Origin of the sequence: Roseovarius sp. MMSF_3281 (assembly GCF_030733685.1) — a bacterium.
GTDB lineage: Bacteria > Pseudomonadota > Alphaproteobacteria > Rhodobacterales > Rhodobacteraceae > Roseovarius.
This window is the reverse complement of sequence record NZ_JASHIM010000040.1, coordinates 1-14,931: the sequence shown is the minus strand read 5'-3', so window position 1 is coordinate 14,931 and position 14,931 is coordinate 1. Positions and strand designations below refer to the sequence as shown.

The 14,931-nt window shown below is 61.9% G+C and carries 14 protein-coding genes; 11 read left to right on the top strand and 3 right to left on the bottom strand.

The window, feature by feature from the left end; translation table 11 throughout:
- The first annotated feature begins 6 nt into the window (after positions 1 to 6).
- Together RBB32_RS20685 and RBB32_RS20680 are read left to right on the top strand one after the other, a co-directional pair.
- Positions 7 to 1,056: a HesA/MoeB/ThiF family protein gene (locus RBB32_RS20685; protein WP_306155573.1), complete on the top strand. Its 1,050-nt coding sequence runs from the start codon at positions 7 to 9 to the stop codon at positions 1,054 to 1,056.
- Positions 1,057 to 1,059: 3 nt separating this feature from the next.
- Positions 1,060 to 3,072 (top strand): M3 family metallopeptidase, encoded by a 2,013-nt coding sequence (locus RBB32_RS20680; protein ID WP_306155570.1) that lies wholly within the window; start codon positions 1,060 to 1,062, stop codon positions 3,070 to 3,072.
- 239 nt (positions 3,073 to 3,311) lie between these two features.
- On the opposite strand, the gene RBB32_RS20675 is transcribed toward RBB32_RS20680, so the two are convergent.
- Positions 3,312 to 3,881, bottom strand: coding sequence for a TlpA disulfide reductase family protein (locus RBB32_RS20675; RefSeq protein WP_306155563.1), 570 nt, complete (start codon positions 3,879 to 3,881; stop codon positions 3,312 to 3,314).
- A 21-nt stretch (positions 3,882 to 3,902) separates the two neighbouring features.
- Here RBB32_RS20675 and argH point away from each other — a divergent pair, with 21 nt between their 5' ends.
- The 9 genes from argH (at position 3,903) to RBB32_RS20630 (ending at position 13,331) form a co-directional block, all read left to right on the top strand.
- On the top strand, positions 3,903 to 5,291 hold the full coding sequence (gene argH, locus RBB32_RS20670; RefSeq protein WP_306155561.1) for an argininosuccinate lyase: 1,389 nt from the start codon (positions 3,903 to 3,905) through the stop codon (positions 5,289 to 5,291).
- Positions 5,288 to 5,467 (top strand): argininosuccinate lyase, encoded by a 180-nt coding sequence (locus RBB32_RS20665; RefSeq protein WP_306155558.1) that lies wholly within the window; start codon positions 5,288 to 5,290, stop codon positions 5,465 to 5,467. Before argH ends, RBB32_RS20665 begins: the two co-directional genes overlap by 4 nt.
- Positions 5,464 to 5,778 (top strand): DUF2834 domain-containing protein, encoded by a 315-nt coding sequence (locus tag RBB32_RS20660; protein WP_306155556.1) that lies wholly within the window; start codon positions 5,464 to 5,466, stop codon positions 5,776 to 5,778. The genes RBB32_RS20665 and RBB32_RS20660 overlap by 4 nt, the downstream gene beginning before the upstream one ends.
- A gap of 93 nt (positions 5,779 to 5,871) precedes the next feature.
- A complete protein-coding gene (locus tag RBB32_RS20655) occupies positions 5,872 to 7,065 on the top strand; it encodes a sugar-transfer associated ATP-grasp domain-containing protein (protein ID WP_306155554.1) in 1,194 nt (397 codons plus the stop codon).
- A 122-nt stretch (positions 7,066 to 7,187) separates the two neighbouring features.
- Positions 7,188 to 8,453: a diaminopimelate decarboxylase gene (gene lysA, locus RBB32_RS20650; RefSeq protein ID WP_306155547.1), complete on the top strand. Its 1,266-nt coding sequence runs from the start codon at positions 7,188 to 7,190 to the stop codon at positions 8,451 to 8,453.
- A gap of 37 nt (positions 8,454 to 8,490) precedes the next feature.
- Positions 8,491 to 11,103: a TIGR02302 family protein gene (locus tag RBB32_RS20645; RefSeq protein ID WP_306155545.1), complete on the top strand. Its 2,613-nt coding sequence runs from the start codon at positions 8,491 to 8,493 to the stop codon at positions 11,101 to 11,103.
- A gap of 219 nt (positions 11,104 to 11,322) precedes the next feature.
- The gene (bla, locus tag RBB32_RS20640) at positions 11,323 to 12,264 is read left to right on the top strand and encodes a class A beta-lactamase (protein ID WP_306155543.1); all 942 of its coding nucleotides are present in this window, start codon (positions 11,323 to 11,325) and stop codon (positions 12,262 to 12,264) included.
- A gap of 82 nt (positions 12,265 to 12,346) precedes the next feature.
- Positions 12,347 to 12,706, top strand: coding sequence for a hypothetical protein (locus RBB32_RS20635; RefSeq protein WP_306155541.1), 360 nt, complete (start codon positions 12,347 to 12,349; stop codon positions 12,704 to 12,706).
- 181 nt (positions 12,707 to 12,887) lie between these two features.
- Positions 12,888 to 13,331 carry a carboxymuconolactone decarboxylase family protein gene (locus RBB32_RS20630; RefSeq protein WP_306155538.1) on the top strand — a complete coding sequence of 148 codons (444 nt, stop codon included), beginning with the start codon at positions 12,888 to 12,890 and terminating at the stop codon, positions 13,329 to 13,331.
- Between the two features lie 134 nt (positions 13,332 to 13,465).
- Here the strand turns inward: RBB32_RS20630 and RBB32_RS20625 are convergent, their stop codons facing one another.
- The gene (locus tag RBB32_RS20625; protein ID WP_306155536.1) at positions 13,466 to 14,083 is read right to left on the bottom strand and encodes a LysE family translocator; all 618 of its coding nucleotides are present in this window, start codon (positions 14,081 to 14,083) and stop codon (positions 13,466 to 13,468) included.
- A 155-nt stretch (positions 14,084 to 14,238) separates the two neighbouring features.
- The coding region (locus RBB32_RS20620) for a hypothetical protein (RefSeq protein WP_306155534.1) at positions 14,239 to 14,931 on the bottom strand (693 nt) is incomplete at its 5' end.

The following is a 14,931-nucleotide window of genomic DNA, read 5'->3' as shown; positions in this document are numbered from 1 at the left end:
CACCTGATGCTTTTGGTCTTGGTCATGGCGGCGGTGCTGTGGGGCGTGGGGGCGATCCTCAAGACGCCCAAGCGATTGCGCTGGGGCATGATCGGGGTTTTGTGGGGCGGAGTTGTGCTTTTGCACCTGGTCCTGCCAGACGGGCACCCGCTTAGGATGGCCACCGGGCAAAGCGCCGCGCTTTGGCTGATGATCGGCGGGTTCGTGGCGATCGTGCTGGCGTACCGCTGGATTTTGCAGAAGCTTCGCCATCGTGCCGATATTGGCCAAGCCCCTGAAAAGAAAGGGCTGTTTTCCGAAGCCGAACTTGAGCGTTACGCCCGCCACATCGTTTTGCGCGAGATCGGCGGACCGGGGCAGAAGGCATTGAAAGAAGCCAAGGTGCTGGTGATCGGGGCCGGGGGGCTTGGATCGCCTGTGTTACTATATTTGGCCGCTGCCGGAGTGGGTACGATTGGGGTGATTGACGATGACGTGGTCGACAACTCGAATTTGCAACGTCAAGTCATCCATGGGGATGCTGACATCGGGCTGCCCAAGGTGCAGTCGGCGATACAGGCGATGACAGCGCAAAACCCGAATGTGGAGGTCAGGCCCTATCAGCGTCGGTTGACGCCCGAGATCGCCGAAGAGCTTTTTGCCGATTACGACGTGATCCTTGATGGGACGGATAATTTCGACACCCGGTATTTGGCGAATGAAACCTGTGTGGCGCTGGGTAAGCCATTGATCTCGGGGGCCTTGTCACAATGGGAAGGGCAGGTGAATGTCTTTGCCGTGCATCGCGGAACCCCTTGTTATCAATGTATTTTTCCGGAAGCTCCAGCACCCGGTCTAGCGCCTTCTTGTGCTGAGGCTGGGGTGGTGGGGCCGCTGCCCGGCGTGGTGGGGTCGATGATGGCCGTGGAGGCGATAAAGCTGATTTCCGGGGCGGGGCAGGCGCTTTTGGGGGAAATGATGATCTATGACGCGCTATGGGGCGAGACCCGAAAGATCGCAATCCATCCGCGCGAAGATTGCCCTATCTGTCGGAAAACAAAGGAAAAAGGAGCCTGAGGCATGGCGAACCCGCTGCTTGAAAAATGGGATGGAGCGTTCAAACTGGCGCCTTTCGATGAGATTTCGGACGCGCATTTCGAACCGGCCTTCGAGGAGGCGTTGGGCGCGGCGCGGGCGGAGGTGACGGCGATTGCCGAGAACCCGGAAAAACCCAGCTTTGCCAATACGATAGAGGCCTTGGAGGCCAGTGGGGAGGCCCTGGACAAGGTGCTGTCGGTGTTTTTCACCCTGGCCGGGTCGGACAGCAACCCAAAGCGGCAGGAATTGCAGCGCGCGTTCAGCCCGAAACTGGCCGCCTATTCTTCGGAAGTCACTGGAAACAAAAAGCTTTTTGAGCGGATCGAGGCGCTTTGGCAGACCCGCGAAAACCTTGATCTGAGCGATGAACAAGAGCGGTTGCTGATGCTGACGCGGCGGCGGTTCGTGCGGGCGGGGGCGGCCTTGAGCGGCGAATCGGACAAGCGGATGCGCGAGATCATGGCGCGGCTGGCCGAACTGGGCACGCAGTTCACGCAAAACCTGTTGGCTGACGAGTCGGGCTGGTACATGGAATTGGACGATCAAGCCCTTGAAAACCTTCCGGATTTTGTTGTGTCATCGGCGCGGGAAGCGGGCCGTGAAAAGGGGCTGGAGGCCCCGGTGGTCACATTATCGCGATCGTTAATCGTTCCGTTCCTGCAATTCTCGCCCCGGCGCGACCTGCGGGAAAAGGCGTTTCGCGCTTGGGAGGCGCGCGGGGCCATGGGCGGCGAGACCGACAATCGGGAGATTTGCGCCGAGATATTGCGGTTGCGCGAAGAGCGGGCGCAACTTCTGGGGTATGAGAGTTTCGCGGATTACAAACTGGAAACCGAGATGGCGAAAACGCCGGATCGGGTGCGCAATTTGCTGATGCAGGTCTGGGAACCGGCCAAGGCGCAGGCCGAGCGGGACGCCGAAACCTTGACCGAAATGATGCAAGCCGATGGAATCAATGGAGAATTACGCCCGTGGGACTGGCGCTACTATGCCGAGAAGCGGCGGCAGGCGGAGCATGATTTGGATGAATCGGCGGTGAAACCGTATTTGTCGCTTGAGGCGATGATCGAAGCGGCCTTTGGCACGGCCAACCGGCTGTTCGGTTTGGAGTTCAAGGAGCTGGATGTGCCGCTTTACCACCCCGATTGCCGAGCTTGGGAAGTGACGCGCGATGGCGCGCATGTGGCTGTTTTCATTGGGGATTATTTCGCGCGCGCCTCGAAACGGTCGGGGGCGTGGTGTAGTGCCATGCGCGGACAAGCTAAGATTCCGCAAACACAGGGGCCGGTGGTTTTAAACACCTGCAATTTCGCCAAAGGCGATCCGGCGCTTTTGTCTTATGACGATGCGCGGACCCTGTTTCATGAGTTCGGGCATGCCCTGCATCACCTGCTGTCGGACGTAAATTATGAAAGTATTTCAGGGACTTGCGTGGCGCGGGACTTTGTCGAGCTGCCTTCGCAGCTGTACGAACATTGGCTTGAGGTGCCGCAGGTCCTGGAAAAATACGCGCGGCATTACCAGACGGGGGAGGCTATGCCCCCGGAATTGTTGGATAAAATGCTGAAGGCGGCGAATTTTGACCAAGGGTTCCAGACGGTGGAATATGTCGCCTCGGCCATGGTGGATTTGGCGTTTCACGAGGGCAAGGCGCCCGGGGACGTGATGGGTAAGCAATTGGAAATATTGGAAAATATGGGAATGCCAAAGGCCATCACCATGCGCCATGCGACGCCGCAGTTTGCGCATGTCTTTGCGGGCGACGGATATTCCAGCGGTTATTACAGCTACATGTGGTCGGAAGTGATGGATGCGGATGCCTTTGCCAGCTTCGAGGAAGCGGGCGGGGCATTTGATGAAGAACGGGCCAAGGCATTGGAAACACACATTCTTTCCAAGGGTGGATCGGCCGAGCCAGAGGCGCTTTATACCGCGTTCCGGGGGCGGATGCCGGGGGTTGAGGCGCTGCTCAAAGGGCGGGGATTGGCGGCCTGAGCCGAGCGGCGCAGTTTTCGTAAGAGTCGTACGACAAACCCCTGATTTTCGTACGAAAATCGGGGCGGTGCGGAAGATCATCGTACGAGTCGTACGAAACGCAAGTCGGAGGGGCGCGAAAAGGTTAACGCGTTAACCTTTTGCCGCCGTTAACCTTTGTACGTTTTGTACAGGGACCCCCGCGGTTCTGTACAGAAATCGGCACTTTGCGCCGGAGGTCTGTACAGACTGTACAAACCTCAGCCTTCGGCGCCGCCGTCGATCAGGGCGCTGATGATCGCCTTGGCGCTGTCGGAGTTCCAATGGGCATCGCCGCGCAGGCGGGCGATCTCTTGCCCCTCGGGATCGAGGATCAGGGTGATCGGCAGGCCGAAGATCCCCATCTCGCGGGCAAGCGCCCCCTTGGGGTCGCGGTGGAGCGGCAGGTTGGCAACGCCGATTTCATCGAAGAATTTTTTCATCGCGGGGGGCGCGTTGCGGCCCGTGGCGATGGTGACCACCTCGAACCCCTCGCCGCCCAGTTCGGCTTGCAGGTCGGAGAGCATCGGCATTTCCACGCGGCAGGGCGCGCACCACGTGGCCCAGAAGTTCAGGACGATGTGTTTGCCCTGGTAGTCGGCAAGGGTCATCGTGCCGCCATCGGCGGTGGTGAAGGGGATTTGCGAGACCTCCTTGCCCTCGGCATGGAAGTTCAGCTTTTTCATGTCGCCCTCGCGCAGGGCGTTCAATGTATCGAGGTCGGTGGCAAGCGCGGGGTTTGCACCCAGACCGAGCGCCATATAAAGGAATGCGAAACGAATGAACTTCATTTTCCCTCCGAAGGGTGTGACATGACCAAGACTTCGAACGCGATGTGGGGCGGCCGCTTTGCCGCCGGGCCGGATGCGATCATGGAGGCGATCAATGCCTCGATCGGATTCGACAAGCGGCTGGCGGCACAGGATATCGCCGGATCGCGCGCCCATGCGGCCATGTTGGCCGCGACGGGTATTGTAAGTGATAGTGATGCCGAGGCGATGAGGGAAGGCTTGCTCACGGTCTTGTCAGAGATCGAAGAGGGGCGGTTCGAATTTTCCACGGCGCTGGAAGATATCCACATGAACGTGGAAGCGCGTTTGAAAGAGGTGATTGGCGAGCCTGCGGGGCGGTTGCACACCGGGCGCAGCCGGAACGACCAGGTGGCGACCGATTTCAAGCTGTGGGTGCGGGACCAGTTGGATGCCGCCGAGACGGGGCTTGTTGCGCTGATTGAGGCGCTGTTGGTGCAGGCCGAGGCCGGGGCCGATTGGGTGATGCCGGGCTTTACCCATTTGCAGACCGCGCAGCCCGTCACATGGGGCCATCACATGATGGCTTATGTCGAGATGTTCGGGCGTGACCTGAGCCGGGTGCGCGATGCGCGGGCGCGGATGAACGAATGCCCCTTGGGGGCGGCGGCCTTGGCGGGCACGTCTTTCCCGATTGATCGGGAGATGACGGCAGAGGCCCTGGGCTTTGACCGGCCTGCGGCGAATTCGCTGGACGCGGTGAGCGACCGGGATTTCGCGCTGGAGTTCCTGAGCGCGGCAAGCATTTGCGCCATGCACCTGAGCCGCTTTGCCGAGGAGTTGGTGATCTGGTCCTCGGCGCAGTTCCGGTTCGTGGCGTTGTCGGACCGGTTTTCGACCGGGTCCAGCATCATGCCGCAGAAGAAAAACCCCGATGCGGCGGAATTGATCCGCGCCAAGGTGGGGCGGATTTTCGGGGCGAATGTCGCCTTGATGACGGTGATGAAGGGGCTGCCCTTGGCCTATTCCAAGGACATGCAGGAAGACAAGGAACAGGTCTTTGATGCCGCTGATAACCTGATGCTGGCGCTGGCGGCGATGGAAGGCATGGTGCGGGATATGGCCCCGCAGCGTGAGGCCTTGGAAGGTGCGGCGGGTGCCGGATTCTCGACCGCGACGGATTTGGCCGATTGGCTGGTGCGGGTTCTGGGCATGCCCTTCCGCGAGGCGCATCATGTGACCGGGGCCTTGGTGGCCAAGGCCGAGGCCCGGGGATGCGATTTGCCTGAGCTGAGTTTGGCCGAGATGCAAGAGGTGCATGGCGAAATCACGAAAGCGGTCTATGATGTATTGGGCGTGCATAACTCGGTTGCGTCGCGCGTGAGCTATGGCGGGACGGCACCGGCGCAGGTGCGCGCACAGATCGCACGATGGAAAGAGGTCTTGGGATGATACGGATCCTGGCGGTGTTGAGCCTGGCGGCATTGGCCGGTTGCGGCGTGGATGGCGAGCCCATCCGCCCGAGCACGAACACGACGGTGGGTGTGGGCAACCGTGGCGTGAACGCCTCGACCGGGGCGACATGGATTTCGGGGCGCACGACGGTGACGGTGGCGACCGCGCTGTGAGATACGCCTTTCTTGCGCTTGCCGTCTGGGGGGCCATCCACCCGATGGCCTATTTCCTGCAATGGTTCGGAGAAAACGGGTTCGACCTGATGGCGATGGTCGATGCATGGCATGCCAATGCCGCGAGCAGCGGGTTGGTTTGGGATTTGACCATTGCCGCCGTGGCCCTGACGGTTTGGGTGATCTGGGAAAGCCTGCAGCGGCGGGCGTGGATTGGCCTGTTGGCGATCCCGGCGACCTTTTGCATCGGCGTGAGCTGTGGCTTGCCGCTTTACCTGTTCCTGCGGATGGGGCGCGGACAGGGCGTGTGAAATCACCCCGTTTTACGCACCATTGTTGCCTAATTTTGGACAAACTCGGATCTTAGCGTGCTGTCTACATGTGATGATGACAGGAGCACCGCCATGTCCGACACCCTTGCCCAAACGGCACCAACCGCCTTGTTGGCCGCGCCGGAAAAGGCGCTGCCGCCAGCGCCGGAAATGATCGTGCAGGTGGCGCGCGACTACCGGGTCAGTCCGTTCCGCCAGTTCCGCGAGATGGTGGGCCTGCGGTTTCGGCGCAATCGCATGGATTTCAATGAATATTACACCAACCGTTTGTTCGACCCGGAGATGTCGGCGCAGGACAAGTGCGGTTTTGTCGGCAAGAAGGGCAACACGCGTTTCAACAAGAAGCTGTCGCCCATTGGATTGACGAAGTTGCGGCCCTTCGTGCGGGACAAGGTGCTTTACGGCGCGATGATGCAGCAACTTGGTTTTCGGACGCCCGAAACACAGGCCGTGGTTTCGACCGACCGAGGGTATGGGGTTTTGCCGCGTCTGGCGGATGTGGAGGGTATCGAAGCCTTCCTGATGGAAACCGCGCGGTACCCGCTGTTCGTGAAGCCCGGTGAGGGGTGGGGCAGCGTTGGGTCGGCCTTGATCGTCGAGCTGGATCGGACTGCACGCGAGTTGGTCTTGTCGAATGGGCAGCGCATTGATTTGCGCCAGTTCGCACAAGAGGTTCTGGACGAGTATGGCGATGGCTTTATCTTTCAGACCGCTGTCGAGCAGCATGCGGATATGACCAAGGTGGCCGGTCCTGCGATTGGCAGTATCCGGGTTGTGACGGTTTACGACGGGCAAAAGCCTTCGGTGCTTTACACGCTTTGGAAGGTGCCGTCGCCCAAGGCGATGTCGGACAATTATTGGCAGTCGGGCAGCATGTTGGCCGAAATCGACAAGGCGAATGGCCAAGTGGTGCAGTGCCGCCGTGGCGAGGGTCCGACGCAGGAGGCGATCGAGACCCATCCGGCCAGTGGCATGGCCTTTGCCGACGTACAGATCCCGTTTTGGGACGAGATTTGTGACATCGCCGTGCGCGGCCATGAAGTTTTGCCGCAATTCGGCGTCCTTGGCTGGGATATTGCCGTGACGCCCGAGGGGCCCTTGATCATCGAATGCAACGCCAACCCGCATCACATGCTGTATCAACTGGCGACGGGCCGGGGGATTCAGAACCCGGAATTCATGCCGGTCTTTGAGCGGGTGATCGCACGGGCCAAGGATCGCACCGCGGTCAAGCGTGAGCAGTTGCGCAAGAAGTTGAAGAAATAACCGCCCGAAAGAGGCGGTGAGCAAAGGGGCCGTGGGCCGGGGGCTGTCGAGCGGGGCCTTCGGGCCGCGGCCCCGGTTGTTTTCGATTGATCCGCGTGCCGGTTCGCCGTAATCGGCGCGGTATGGACCATTTTATTTATCGCGATGGGCAGTTGCATGCCGAGGACGTCCCCGTGGCCGAGATCGCCGCGCAGGTGGGCACGCCGTTTTACTGTTATTCCACGGCGACGCTGACCCGGCATTTCCGGCTGTTCGACGAGGCGCTTGAGGGTGTGGATCATCTTGTTTGCTATGCGGTGAAGGCGGCAAGCAACGTGGCGATCCTTAGGACCCTGGCCGAGATGGGCGCCGGGATGGACGTGGTTTCGGGCGGGGAATATGCCCGCGCCAAGGCCGCCGGTGTTCCGGGTGAGCGGATCGTGTTTTCCGGGGTCGGCAAGACGCGGGAGGAGATCGCGCAGGTCCTGGCCGGGGGTGTGCGGCAGTTCAACGTGGAAAGCGAGCCCGAGATGGCCGCGATCAGTGCGGTCGCGACCGAAATGGGCGTTGTCGCCCCGATTACCGTGCGGGTGAACCCGGATGTGGATGCCAAGACCCACGCCAAGATCGCCACCGGCAAGAGTGAGAACAAGTTCGGCATCCCGATCACCCGCGCGCGAGAGGTTTATGCCGAGGCCGCCGCCCTGCCGGGTTTGAAGGTGATCGGCATCGACGTGCATATCGGCAGCCAGTTGACCGACTTGGAGCCGTTCCGCCTTGCCTATGAGAAGGTGGCGGAACTGACCGAAGCCTTGCGCGCCGATGGGCACGAGATTTCGCGCCTCGATCTGGGGGGCGGTTTGGGCATCCCTTACACCCGCAGCAACGAGGCGCCGCCCCTGCCCACGGAATACGGCCAGTTGATCAAGGACACGGTTGGGCATCTGGGGTGCGAGATCGAGATCGAGCCGGGGCGCCTTGTGGCGGGGAATGCCGGGATCCTGGTGTCGGAGGTGATTTACGTGAAATCGGGCGAGGGGCGCGATTTCCTGATCCTCGATGCGGCGATGAACGATCTGATCCGCCCGGCGATGTACGAGGCCTATCACGATATCATCCCGGTGGTCGAACCCGAGGCCGGGGCCGAGCAGGTGGCCTATGACATTGTCGGGCCGGTCTGCGAATCGGGGGATACCTTTGCCAGGGAACGGATGATGCCGCAGCTTGCGGCGGGCGACCTGGTGGCCTTTCGCAGTGCCGGGGCCTATGGCGCGGTGATGGCGAGCGAGTACAATACGCGGCCCCTGATCCCCGAAGTTTTGGTGCATGGGCATCAATTCGCCGTCATTCGGGCGCGTCCGACCTTTGACGAGATGATAAATCGCGATACCATCCCCGAGTGGCTGTGACGCGATAGGCGCGTCGGGCCATGGATTGGATTGGAGCATGGCCCGACCTGACACGCCCCTGAGTTCCGTGATGATGCGGCTGCGCTGGCCCCTGACCCTGACATGGGCGGGATTGATTGCCGAGCGCGGGTGCCGCGCGTTCTGGCCCTTGTGGTGCCTGGTGGCCTCGGTGGCGGCGGTCCTGATGTTGGGCCTGCATGAGACCCTGTCGGTCGATATGTTCTGGTACGGCGCCTTGGCGATCGCCGTGGCCGGGCTTTTCTTTGCGCTGAGGGGCCTGCGGCGGTTCCGCTGGCCGCGCCGGGAAGAGGCCGTGGCGCGCATGGATGCCGCCATGCCGGGGCACCCCTTGGCGGCCTTGGCCGACACCCAGGCGATTGGCGGGGGTGACGCGGGATCGGAGGCCCTGTGGCGGGCGCACCGGGCGCGGATGGCCGAGCGGGCCGCAGAGGCAAAGGCGGTGGAGCCGGATTTGCGGTTGTCGTCGCGGGATGTATTCGGCCTGCGTTACATCGCGCTTTTGGGCCTGATGGTGGCGCTGGTGTTCGGGTCGGTCTGGCGCGTGGGCAGCGTGGGCGACATGGCCCCGGGTGGCGCGGCCCTTGCCAGTGGCCCGGCTTGGGAAGGCTGGATCGAGCCGCCGCAATACACGGGATTGCCGAGCCTTTACCTGAATGATCAGAAGGACGAGATCACCGTACCGGCGGGCAGCCGCGTGACCCTGCGGCTTTATGGTGAACTGGGCGCGCTGAGCGTGTCCGAAACGGTTTCCGAGCGCACCGAGGATCTGGGCGCGGCCAGCGATGCCGAGCAAAGCTTTGACATCGTGAGCGACGGCGAGTTGCGGATTGACGGCCCCGGAGGGCAGGCATGGGAGGTGAGCGCGCTGCGCGATCTGCCGCCGCAGGTGGAGGTGGCCCCGGCCCCCAGCGATGTGACCTTCGACGGCCAGATGAGCCATCCGTTCCGGGCGCGCGACGATTACGGCGTCGTGGGCGGCGTGGCGCGGTTCGATCTGGACGTGCAAGCGGTTGAGCGGCGCTATGGCCTGGCAGCGGAGCCTGAGCCGCGCGCGCCGATCGAGTTGGACCTGCCGATGCCGATTACCGGGGATCGGGCGGAATTTTCCGAGACATTGATCGAGAACCTGTCCAAGCACCCTTGGGCGCATATGCCCGTGACCCTGCAGTTGCAGGTGGAGGATGCCGCGGGGCAGGTGGGGGCCAGCGAGGTGCAAAAGCTGACCCTGCCGGCGCGGCGGTTCTTTGACCCGATGGCGGCGGCGGTGATCGAACAGCGGCGTGACCTTCTGTGGAGCCGCGACAACGGCAAGCGGGTGGCACAGGTGTTGCGGGCGATATCGCACCGGCCCGAGGATGGGATGTTTCGCCGCGAGACCGCCTATTTGCGGCTGCGGGTGATCCTGCGGCGGTTGGAGACCCTTGCGGCCTATGGCGGGTTTGACGCCGAGGCGCGCGACGAGATTGCCGAGGCGATGTGGGACCTGGCCCTGATCCTTGAGGAGGGCGATATCGGCGATGCGCTGGAGCGGATGCGCGCGGCGCAGGAGCGGCTGAGCGAGGCGATGCGCAACGGGGCCAGCGAAGAGGAAATTGAGCGCCTGATGGACGAGTTGCGGCAGGCCACGAATGACTACATGCGCCAGAAGATGCAGCAGGCGCAGCGCGAGAACCGCGAACGCCAGCAGAACGGCGAACAGCCCGACGCGTCGGAAGACAGCCTGCAGATGACCCAGCAGGATTTGCAGGACATGATGGACCGTATCCAGGAGCTGATGGAACAGGGCCGGATGGCCGAGGCGCAAGAGGCGCTGGAGCAGTTCCAGCAGATGATGGAGAACATGCGGGTGACCGAGGGCCAGGGCGGGCAGGGGCAAACCCCCGGTCAGCAGGCCATGGAGGGGCTGGCCGAAACCCTGCGCGATCAGCAGGGCCTGTCGGATCAGGCGTTCCGCGATCTGCAGGAACAGTTCAACCCCAATGCGCAATCGGGCCAGAGCCCAGGCAACGAAGGCCGCGATGGCGGGCAGGGGCAAGGCCAGAGCCATGACCAGCCCGGCGAAGGGCAGGGCCAAGGCCAGCAACCCGGACAGCGCGGCCAAGGTCAGGACCAGGCGCAACAGGGCCAGGGTGGGCAAGGATCGCTGGCCGACCGGCAGGAGGCCCTGCGCCGCCAGTTGGAGCAACAGCGGGGCAATATGCCTGGCGGGGGCGGTGAGGCCGGAGAGGCAGCGCGCGAGTCGCTGGACCGCGCCGAACGGGCCATGGACGGCGCGGAAGAGGCCCTGCGCGGCGATGACCTTGGCGAGGCGATTGACCGGCAGGCCGAGGCGATGGAGGCCCTGCGCGAAGGGATGCGCAACCTTGGTGAACAACTGGCGCAGGAGGGTCAGCAGCAGCAGGGCGGGCAGGGCCAGGCCCGTGGCCAGCCCGGTCAGCAGCAGAACGACCCGCTGGGCCGTGCGCCGGGACAGGGCCAGCAGGCGGGCACGCAGGACAACCTGTTGCAGGGTGAGGATGTTTACCGCCGGGCGCGCGAGTTGCTGGACGAAATCCGCCGCCGCTCGGGCGACGGGGAGCGGCCCGAGGTGGAACTGGAGTATCTTGAGCGGCTGCTGGACCGGTTTTGACCCCCGACATTCGAGAGAGTAGGCGCGGCCCTGACCCGCGCCTTCGGGTCCAACCGGGCCGGATGCTGCGGTGGTCCGGATGTCTGGATACCGCGTTGTTGGCAAACAGTTTGGCCGCTTCCCGCCTGCTTCTGTAACGTGGCTGGAGCCGGAACTTCAAATCTGCTAAATTTACAAACGGCCCCTTACCGGGTCTTGAATGCTTGTAGAGAGACAGTTGTGAAAAACGTATTGCGACGCACGGTTGTGGCCGGAATAGGGGCCTTCGTCGCGTCCGCGGCAACCGGGCAGGCGACCACCCGTGGAACCCGCGAATGGCAACCACGCACCTATGATGACGGCCTGATCCCGAAGTTTTCGTTCGAGGTGATCAACCTTGCGGTCAATGGTGATCTTGGTGTTGCCGTATTGGACACTGAAACCGGACGTGCAAGCGGATGGGGTGAAAACGCGCTTTTCCCGCTCAACAGCACTTTCAAGTTCCTGCTGGCGGGTGCAATCCTGCAGCGCGTTGACCGGGGGCAGGAACGCCTTGATCGCGAAATCCCGATAGATGCCTCGGATATCGTATCGTGGTCGCCGGTCGTCCAGCATGCCGTTGGTGGCAACATGAGCGTGCAACGCCTCTGTGAGGCGGCAATGACACGCAGCGATAATGCGGCGGCCAACCTGCTTTTGCGCAGTCTTGGTGGCCCGGAAGCATTGACCTTGGCATTGCGGGAAATGGGCGATCCGTTAACGCGGGTTGATCGCTTCGAAACCGAGATGAACGATGTGCCACCCGGTGATCCGCGCGACAGCAGTACGCCGTTGCAGATGTTGAAAACGATGGAGCGACTGTTGCTGGGGGATGTTCTTTCCTCGCAGGGGAAGGACCAGCTTTTCGCGTGGATGGTTGCGAACACCACCGGCGAGGCCCGGATCCGGGCAGGTATCCCGTCTGATTGGACGGTTGGCGACCGGACAGGCACCGGACCACGAGGGGAAACCGCGACAATCGCAGCGATCTACCCGCCGAACCGAAAACCTCTTTTGATGACAATCTATATCAGGGGATCGTCGCGCGATAGAGACCTGCAGGCCAGCACCCATGCAGAGCTGGCCCGTATCGCATCCAACAACGTAGTTTTGCCACCGTATGACCCCTACACCAGTGACTGATTCTCGTATTTCCCCGCTCCTCTACCTAAAGCGTTCCGCCTTTAAGCTGAGACATCGGCGAATGGCGGAACCTGTGCAACGAGTGAGCGGAGCACTGCGTTTCGCGAAAATCTGTGATCCAAGTTTTTCGCGAAACGCTTTAGCCATCGTGACCTTTCTTGCGGGTCCGGTGGGCGCGCAGGAATTGGAGGGTCTGACGTGGAGCGAGCAAAAATGTGTTCTCTACGATCACGCCGTTGAATCGGCGCTCGGCTTTCAGGGACTCGACGGTCTGCGCGAAGAGTTTTTATCGGAGAATCGATCCTTCATCGATGGCGGTTGTCAGCCCACCGACCATGTTTGCCCGATCACGGATGCCGAGATTGAATTGGCTAATCTCTTGACGATCATGACCATGAACGAAGGCATGGCCAGTACCTTCGTGCCTTTCAGCTGTCGTTAAAGCGTCTTCATTTGTCAGACGACGTTCACCTGGGCCACGGCGCGATGTCGTGAATGCCCGGTTGGACCCCACCGTGCCGGATGCTGCTGTGCCTGTCTGGACCCGTCTTGCAGATGGTGTCACGGTCGCAAATAATGAAACCCACGAGGCGCGGAACCGCGCCGGGAGACTGGAGGAACGGATGATCGAACGGCTGGACTATGCTTCAATTAACGGCAACGCCATTGCCAGTATGGCCAAAGCCAAAGGCGATATGCCTTCAATTGGCAAGAGGCTCAGGGCCGTGATCGAACTTCGGGTGTCCCAGATCAATGGCTGTGCCTACTGCGTCGACCTTCACACGACGGAAGCGAGGAAGGCCGGCGAAACGGCCCAACGGCTTGATTGTCTCACGGTCTGGCGCGAGGTGTCTTTCTTTGACGATGCGGAAAAGGCGGCGCTTGATTGGGCCGAAGCGATCACCAGAGTCGCGGTAGACGGGGCCCCCGACCATTTGTACGCGGCGCTTTTCGATCATTTTTCTGAAACCGAAATCGTCGATCTGACGTTGATCGTCGCGCAGATGAACGCCTGGAACCGGCTGGCCATTGGTTTTGGTCATGTTCCAGAGGCCCGATCCGAATAGTATCGGGTGACGGGTGTGCATAGCGTGGCAAGCGTTGGGTTGGAGGCCATACTAAAGCGTTTCGCTCAATCGTTGCACGCGTTCGGTCTTTCGCCGATGTCTCGGGTTAAAGGCGGAACGCTTTAGCACCGAGACTATGCACGTCCGGGCTGTCGACTGAACAGGAGCAGGACGCCGAACGCGATCATACCACCGCCCGAGATACGTTGGAACCAGTGCAAGCGCGTTGATGCGAATGCGGCCGCGAACCGTCCGGCCGAGGCATACAACATGATCGCGCATGCTTCGAGGGCAATGAAAATCGCCCCCAGAGAGGCATAGCTTTGCCAGTAGGCAGTGGTATCTACGAATTGCGGAAAGAAGGCAGCGAAAATCAAGATGGCTTTCGGATTGCTGACAGCAATTAGCGCCTCACGCCGGAATGCCTGACGAAATGTCGGCGTGAGATAGTCAGTCCCCACACCGGCCCGCGCCGGGCGGGTCCGCAAGAGTTTGATGCCCATCCAGATCAGGTAGATCGCCCCGACGATCTTGATCGCGCCAAAGAGGAATGCAGAGGCGGAAAGAAGCACACCCAACCCCAAGGCGCTGGCAGCAATCATGGGAACGAAGACAGCCAATCGCGCCGTGCTGGCACTGACAGCGAAGGCAAGGCCATTCTGTGCACCATGTGTCAGTGCGATCAGATTGTTCGGTCCGAACGCAAGGTTCAGAGCAAAGCAAGCAGGGAGGAATACGAACAGGTCAATCATGGGCATCATAAACAATCTTGTTCATAGGTCGCGCAAGGTAGACCATATCCGGGCAATGACAGCAATGTCCCGCTGGTCCGCCAGTGATCAGAGCCGTTGCCAGCGACCGGCCCGGGGTTTCGGATCAGGCGAGGAGGCCCCGGGGCAGGGCAGGGTCATTCAGCCGTGTCCGCCGGGGCGCTGGACATTTCGTTGAGCCAGTCGCCGACCCAGCCGAACTGCGCGTCCAGCATCACGCGCAGGCCATTGACCTGTTCGACGTATGTTTCAAGCGGGCCTGCGAGGGCGGGGACCGTTTCGGCGATCCTAGGGGCGAAAAGATAGATGCCCAGAAGGATCAGCGCGAGCAGGACCGCGTAGGAAAAGCCGCGTTTGAAGCCGCTTGGCTTGTGCGATGCATAGTCGGGTTCGGGCCAATCCTCGCTTTCGGGGGCGTCTTCGCCCGGGGTGTGCGAGTCGGCATCGAGCGACGAGTTGATCTCGTCGATATCCGGCAGGAGATCGCGCCGCGAGGTCGGGTCGATATCCGACGCTTCGGGGGCCGAGGTGGGTGGCTCGGCGGCGGTGTCGTCTTCGCCGCGCAGGCGGGCCATGCGCGCGCGGGCCTCGCGGGCGCGCTTGTCTTCGTCGAGGTGATCCTGTGTCAGTCCAAGATCGGGTTGCGACTCGAGCCCGCCGCCGATTTCGGCGGCGCGGGCCTCGCGTTCGTGCTCGGCCTCTTCGCGCAGCACGTCGGCGATGGCCGGGTCAAGCTGTCGGCGCGTGGGTTCAGGGGGAGCGTTGCCGTCGTCTTCGGGGTCTGTCTCGCCTTCGGCCTCGGGCCCTGGCTCTGGTTCAGGCTGGGGGGT

What these genes read in the sequence shown, in the direction of transcription:
- RBB32_RS20630 (WP_306155538.1), top strand. Translation starts at nt 12,888, where the DNA reads ATGATCGAACGGCTGGACTATGCTTCAATTAACGGCAACGCCATTGCC.
- RBB32_RS20655 (WP_306155554.1), top strand. Translation starts at nt 5,872, where the DNA reads ATGTCCGACACCCTTGCCCAAACGGCACCAACCGCCTTGTTGGCCGCG.
- RBB32_RS20675 (WP_306155563.1), bottom strand. Translation starts at nt 3,881, where the DNA reads ATGAAGTTCATTCGTTTCGCATTCCTTTATATGGCGCTCGGTCTGGGT.
- lysA (WP_306155547.1), top strand. Translation starts at nt 7,188, where the DNA reads ATGGACCATTTTATTTATCGCGATGGGCAGTTGCATGCCGAGGACGTC.
- RBB32_RS20685 (WP_306155573.1), top strand. Translation starts at nt 7, where the DNA reads ATGCTTTTGGTCTTGGTCATGGCGGCGGTGCTGTGGGGCGTGGGGGCG.
- RBB32_RS20665 (WP_306155558.1), top strand. Translation starts at nt 5,288, where the DNA reads ATGATACGGATCCTGGCGGTGTTGAGCCTGGCGGCATTGGCCGGTTGC.
- argH (WP_306155561.1), top strand. Translation starts at nt 3,903, where the DNA reads ATGACCAAGACTTCGAACGCGATGTGGGGCGGCCGCTTTGCCGCCGGG.
- RBB32_RS20625 (WP_306155536.1), bottom strand. Translation starts at nt 14,083, where the DNA reads ATGATTGACCTGTTCGTATTCCTCCCTGCTTGCTTTGCTCTGAACCTT.
- RBB32_RS20645 (WP_306155545.1), top strand. Translation starts at nt 8,491, where the DNA reads ATGGCCCGACCTGACACGCCCCTGAGTTCCGTGATGATGCGGCTGCGC.
- RBB32_RS20680 (WP_306155570.1), top strand. Translation starts at nt 1,060, where the DNA reads ATGGCGAACCCGCTGCTTGAAAAATGGGATGGAGCGTTCAAACTGGCG.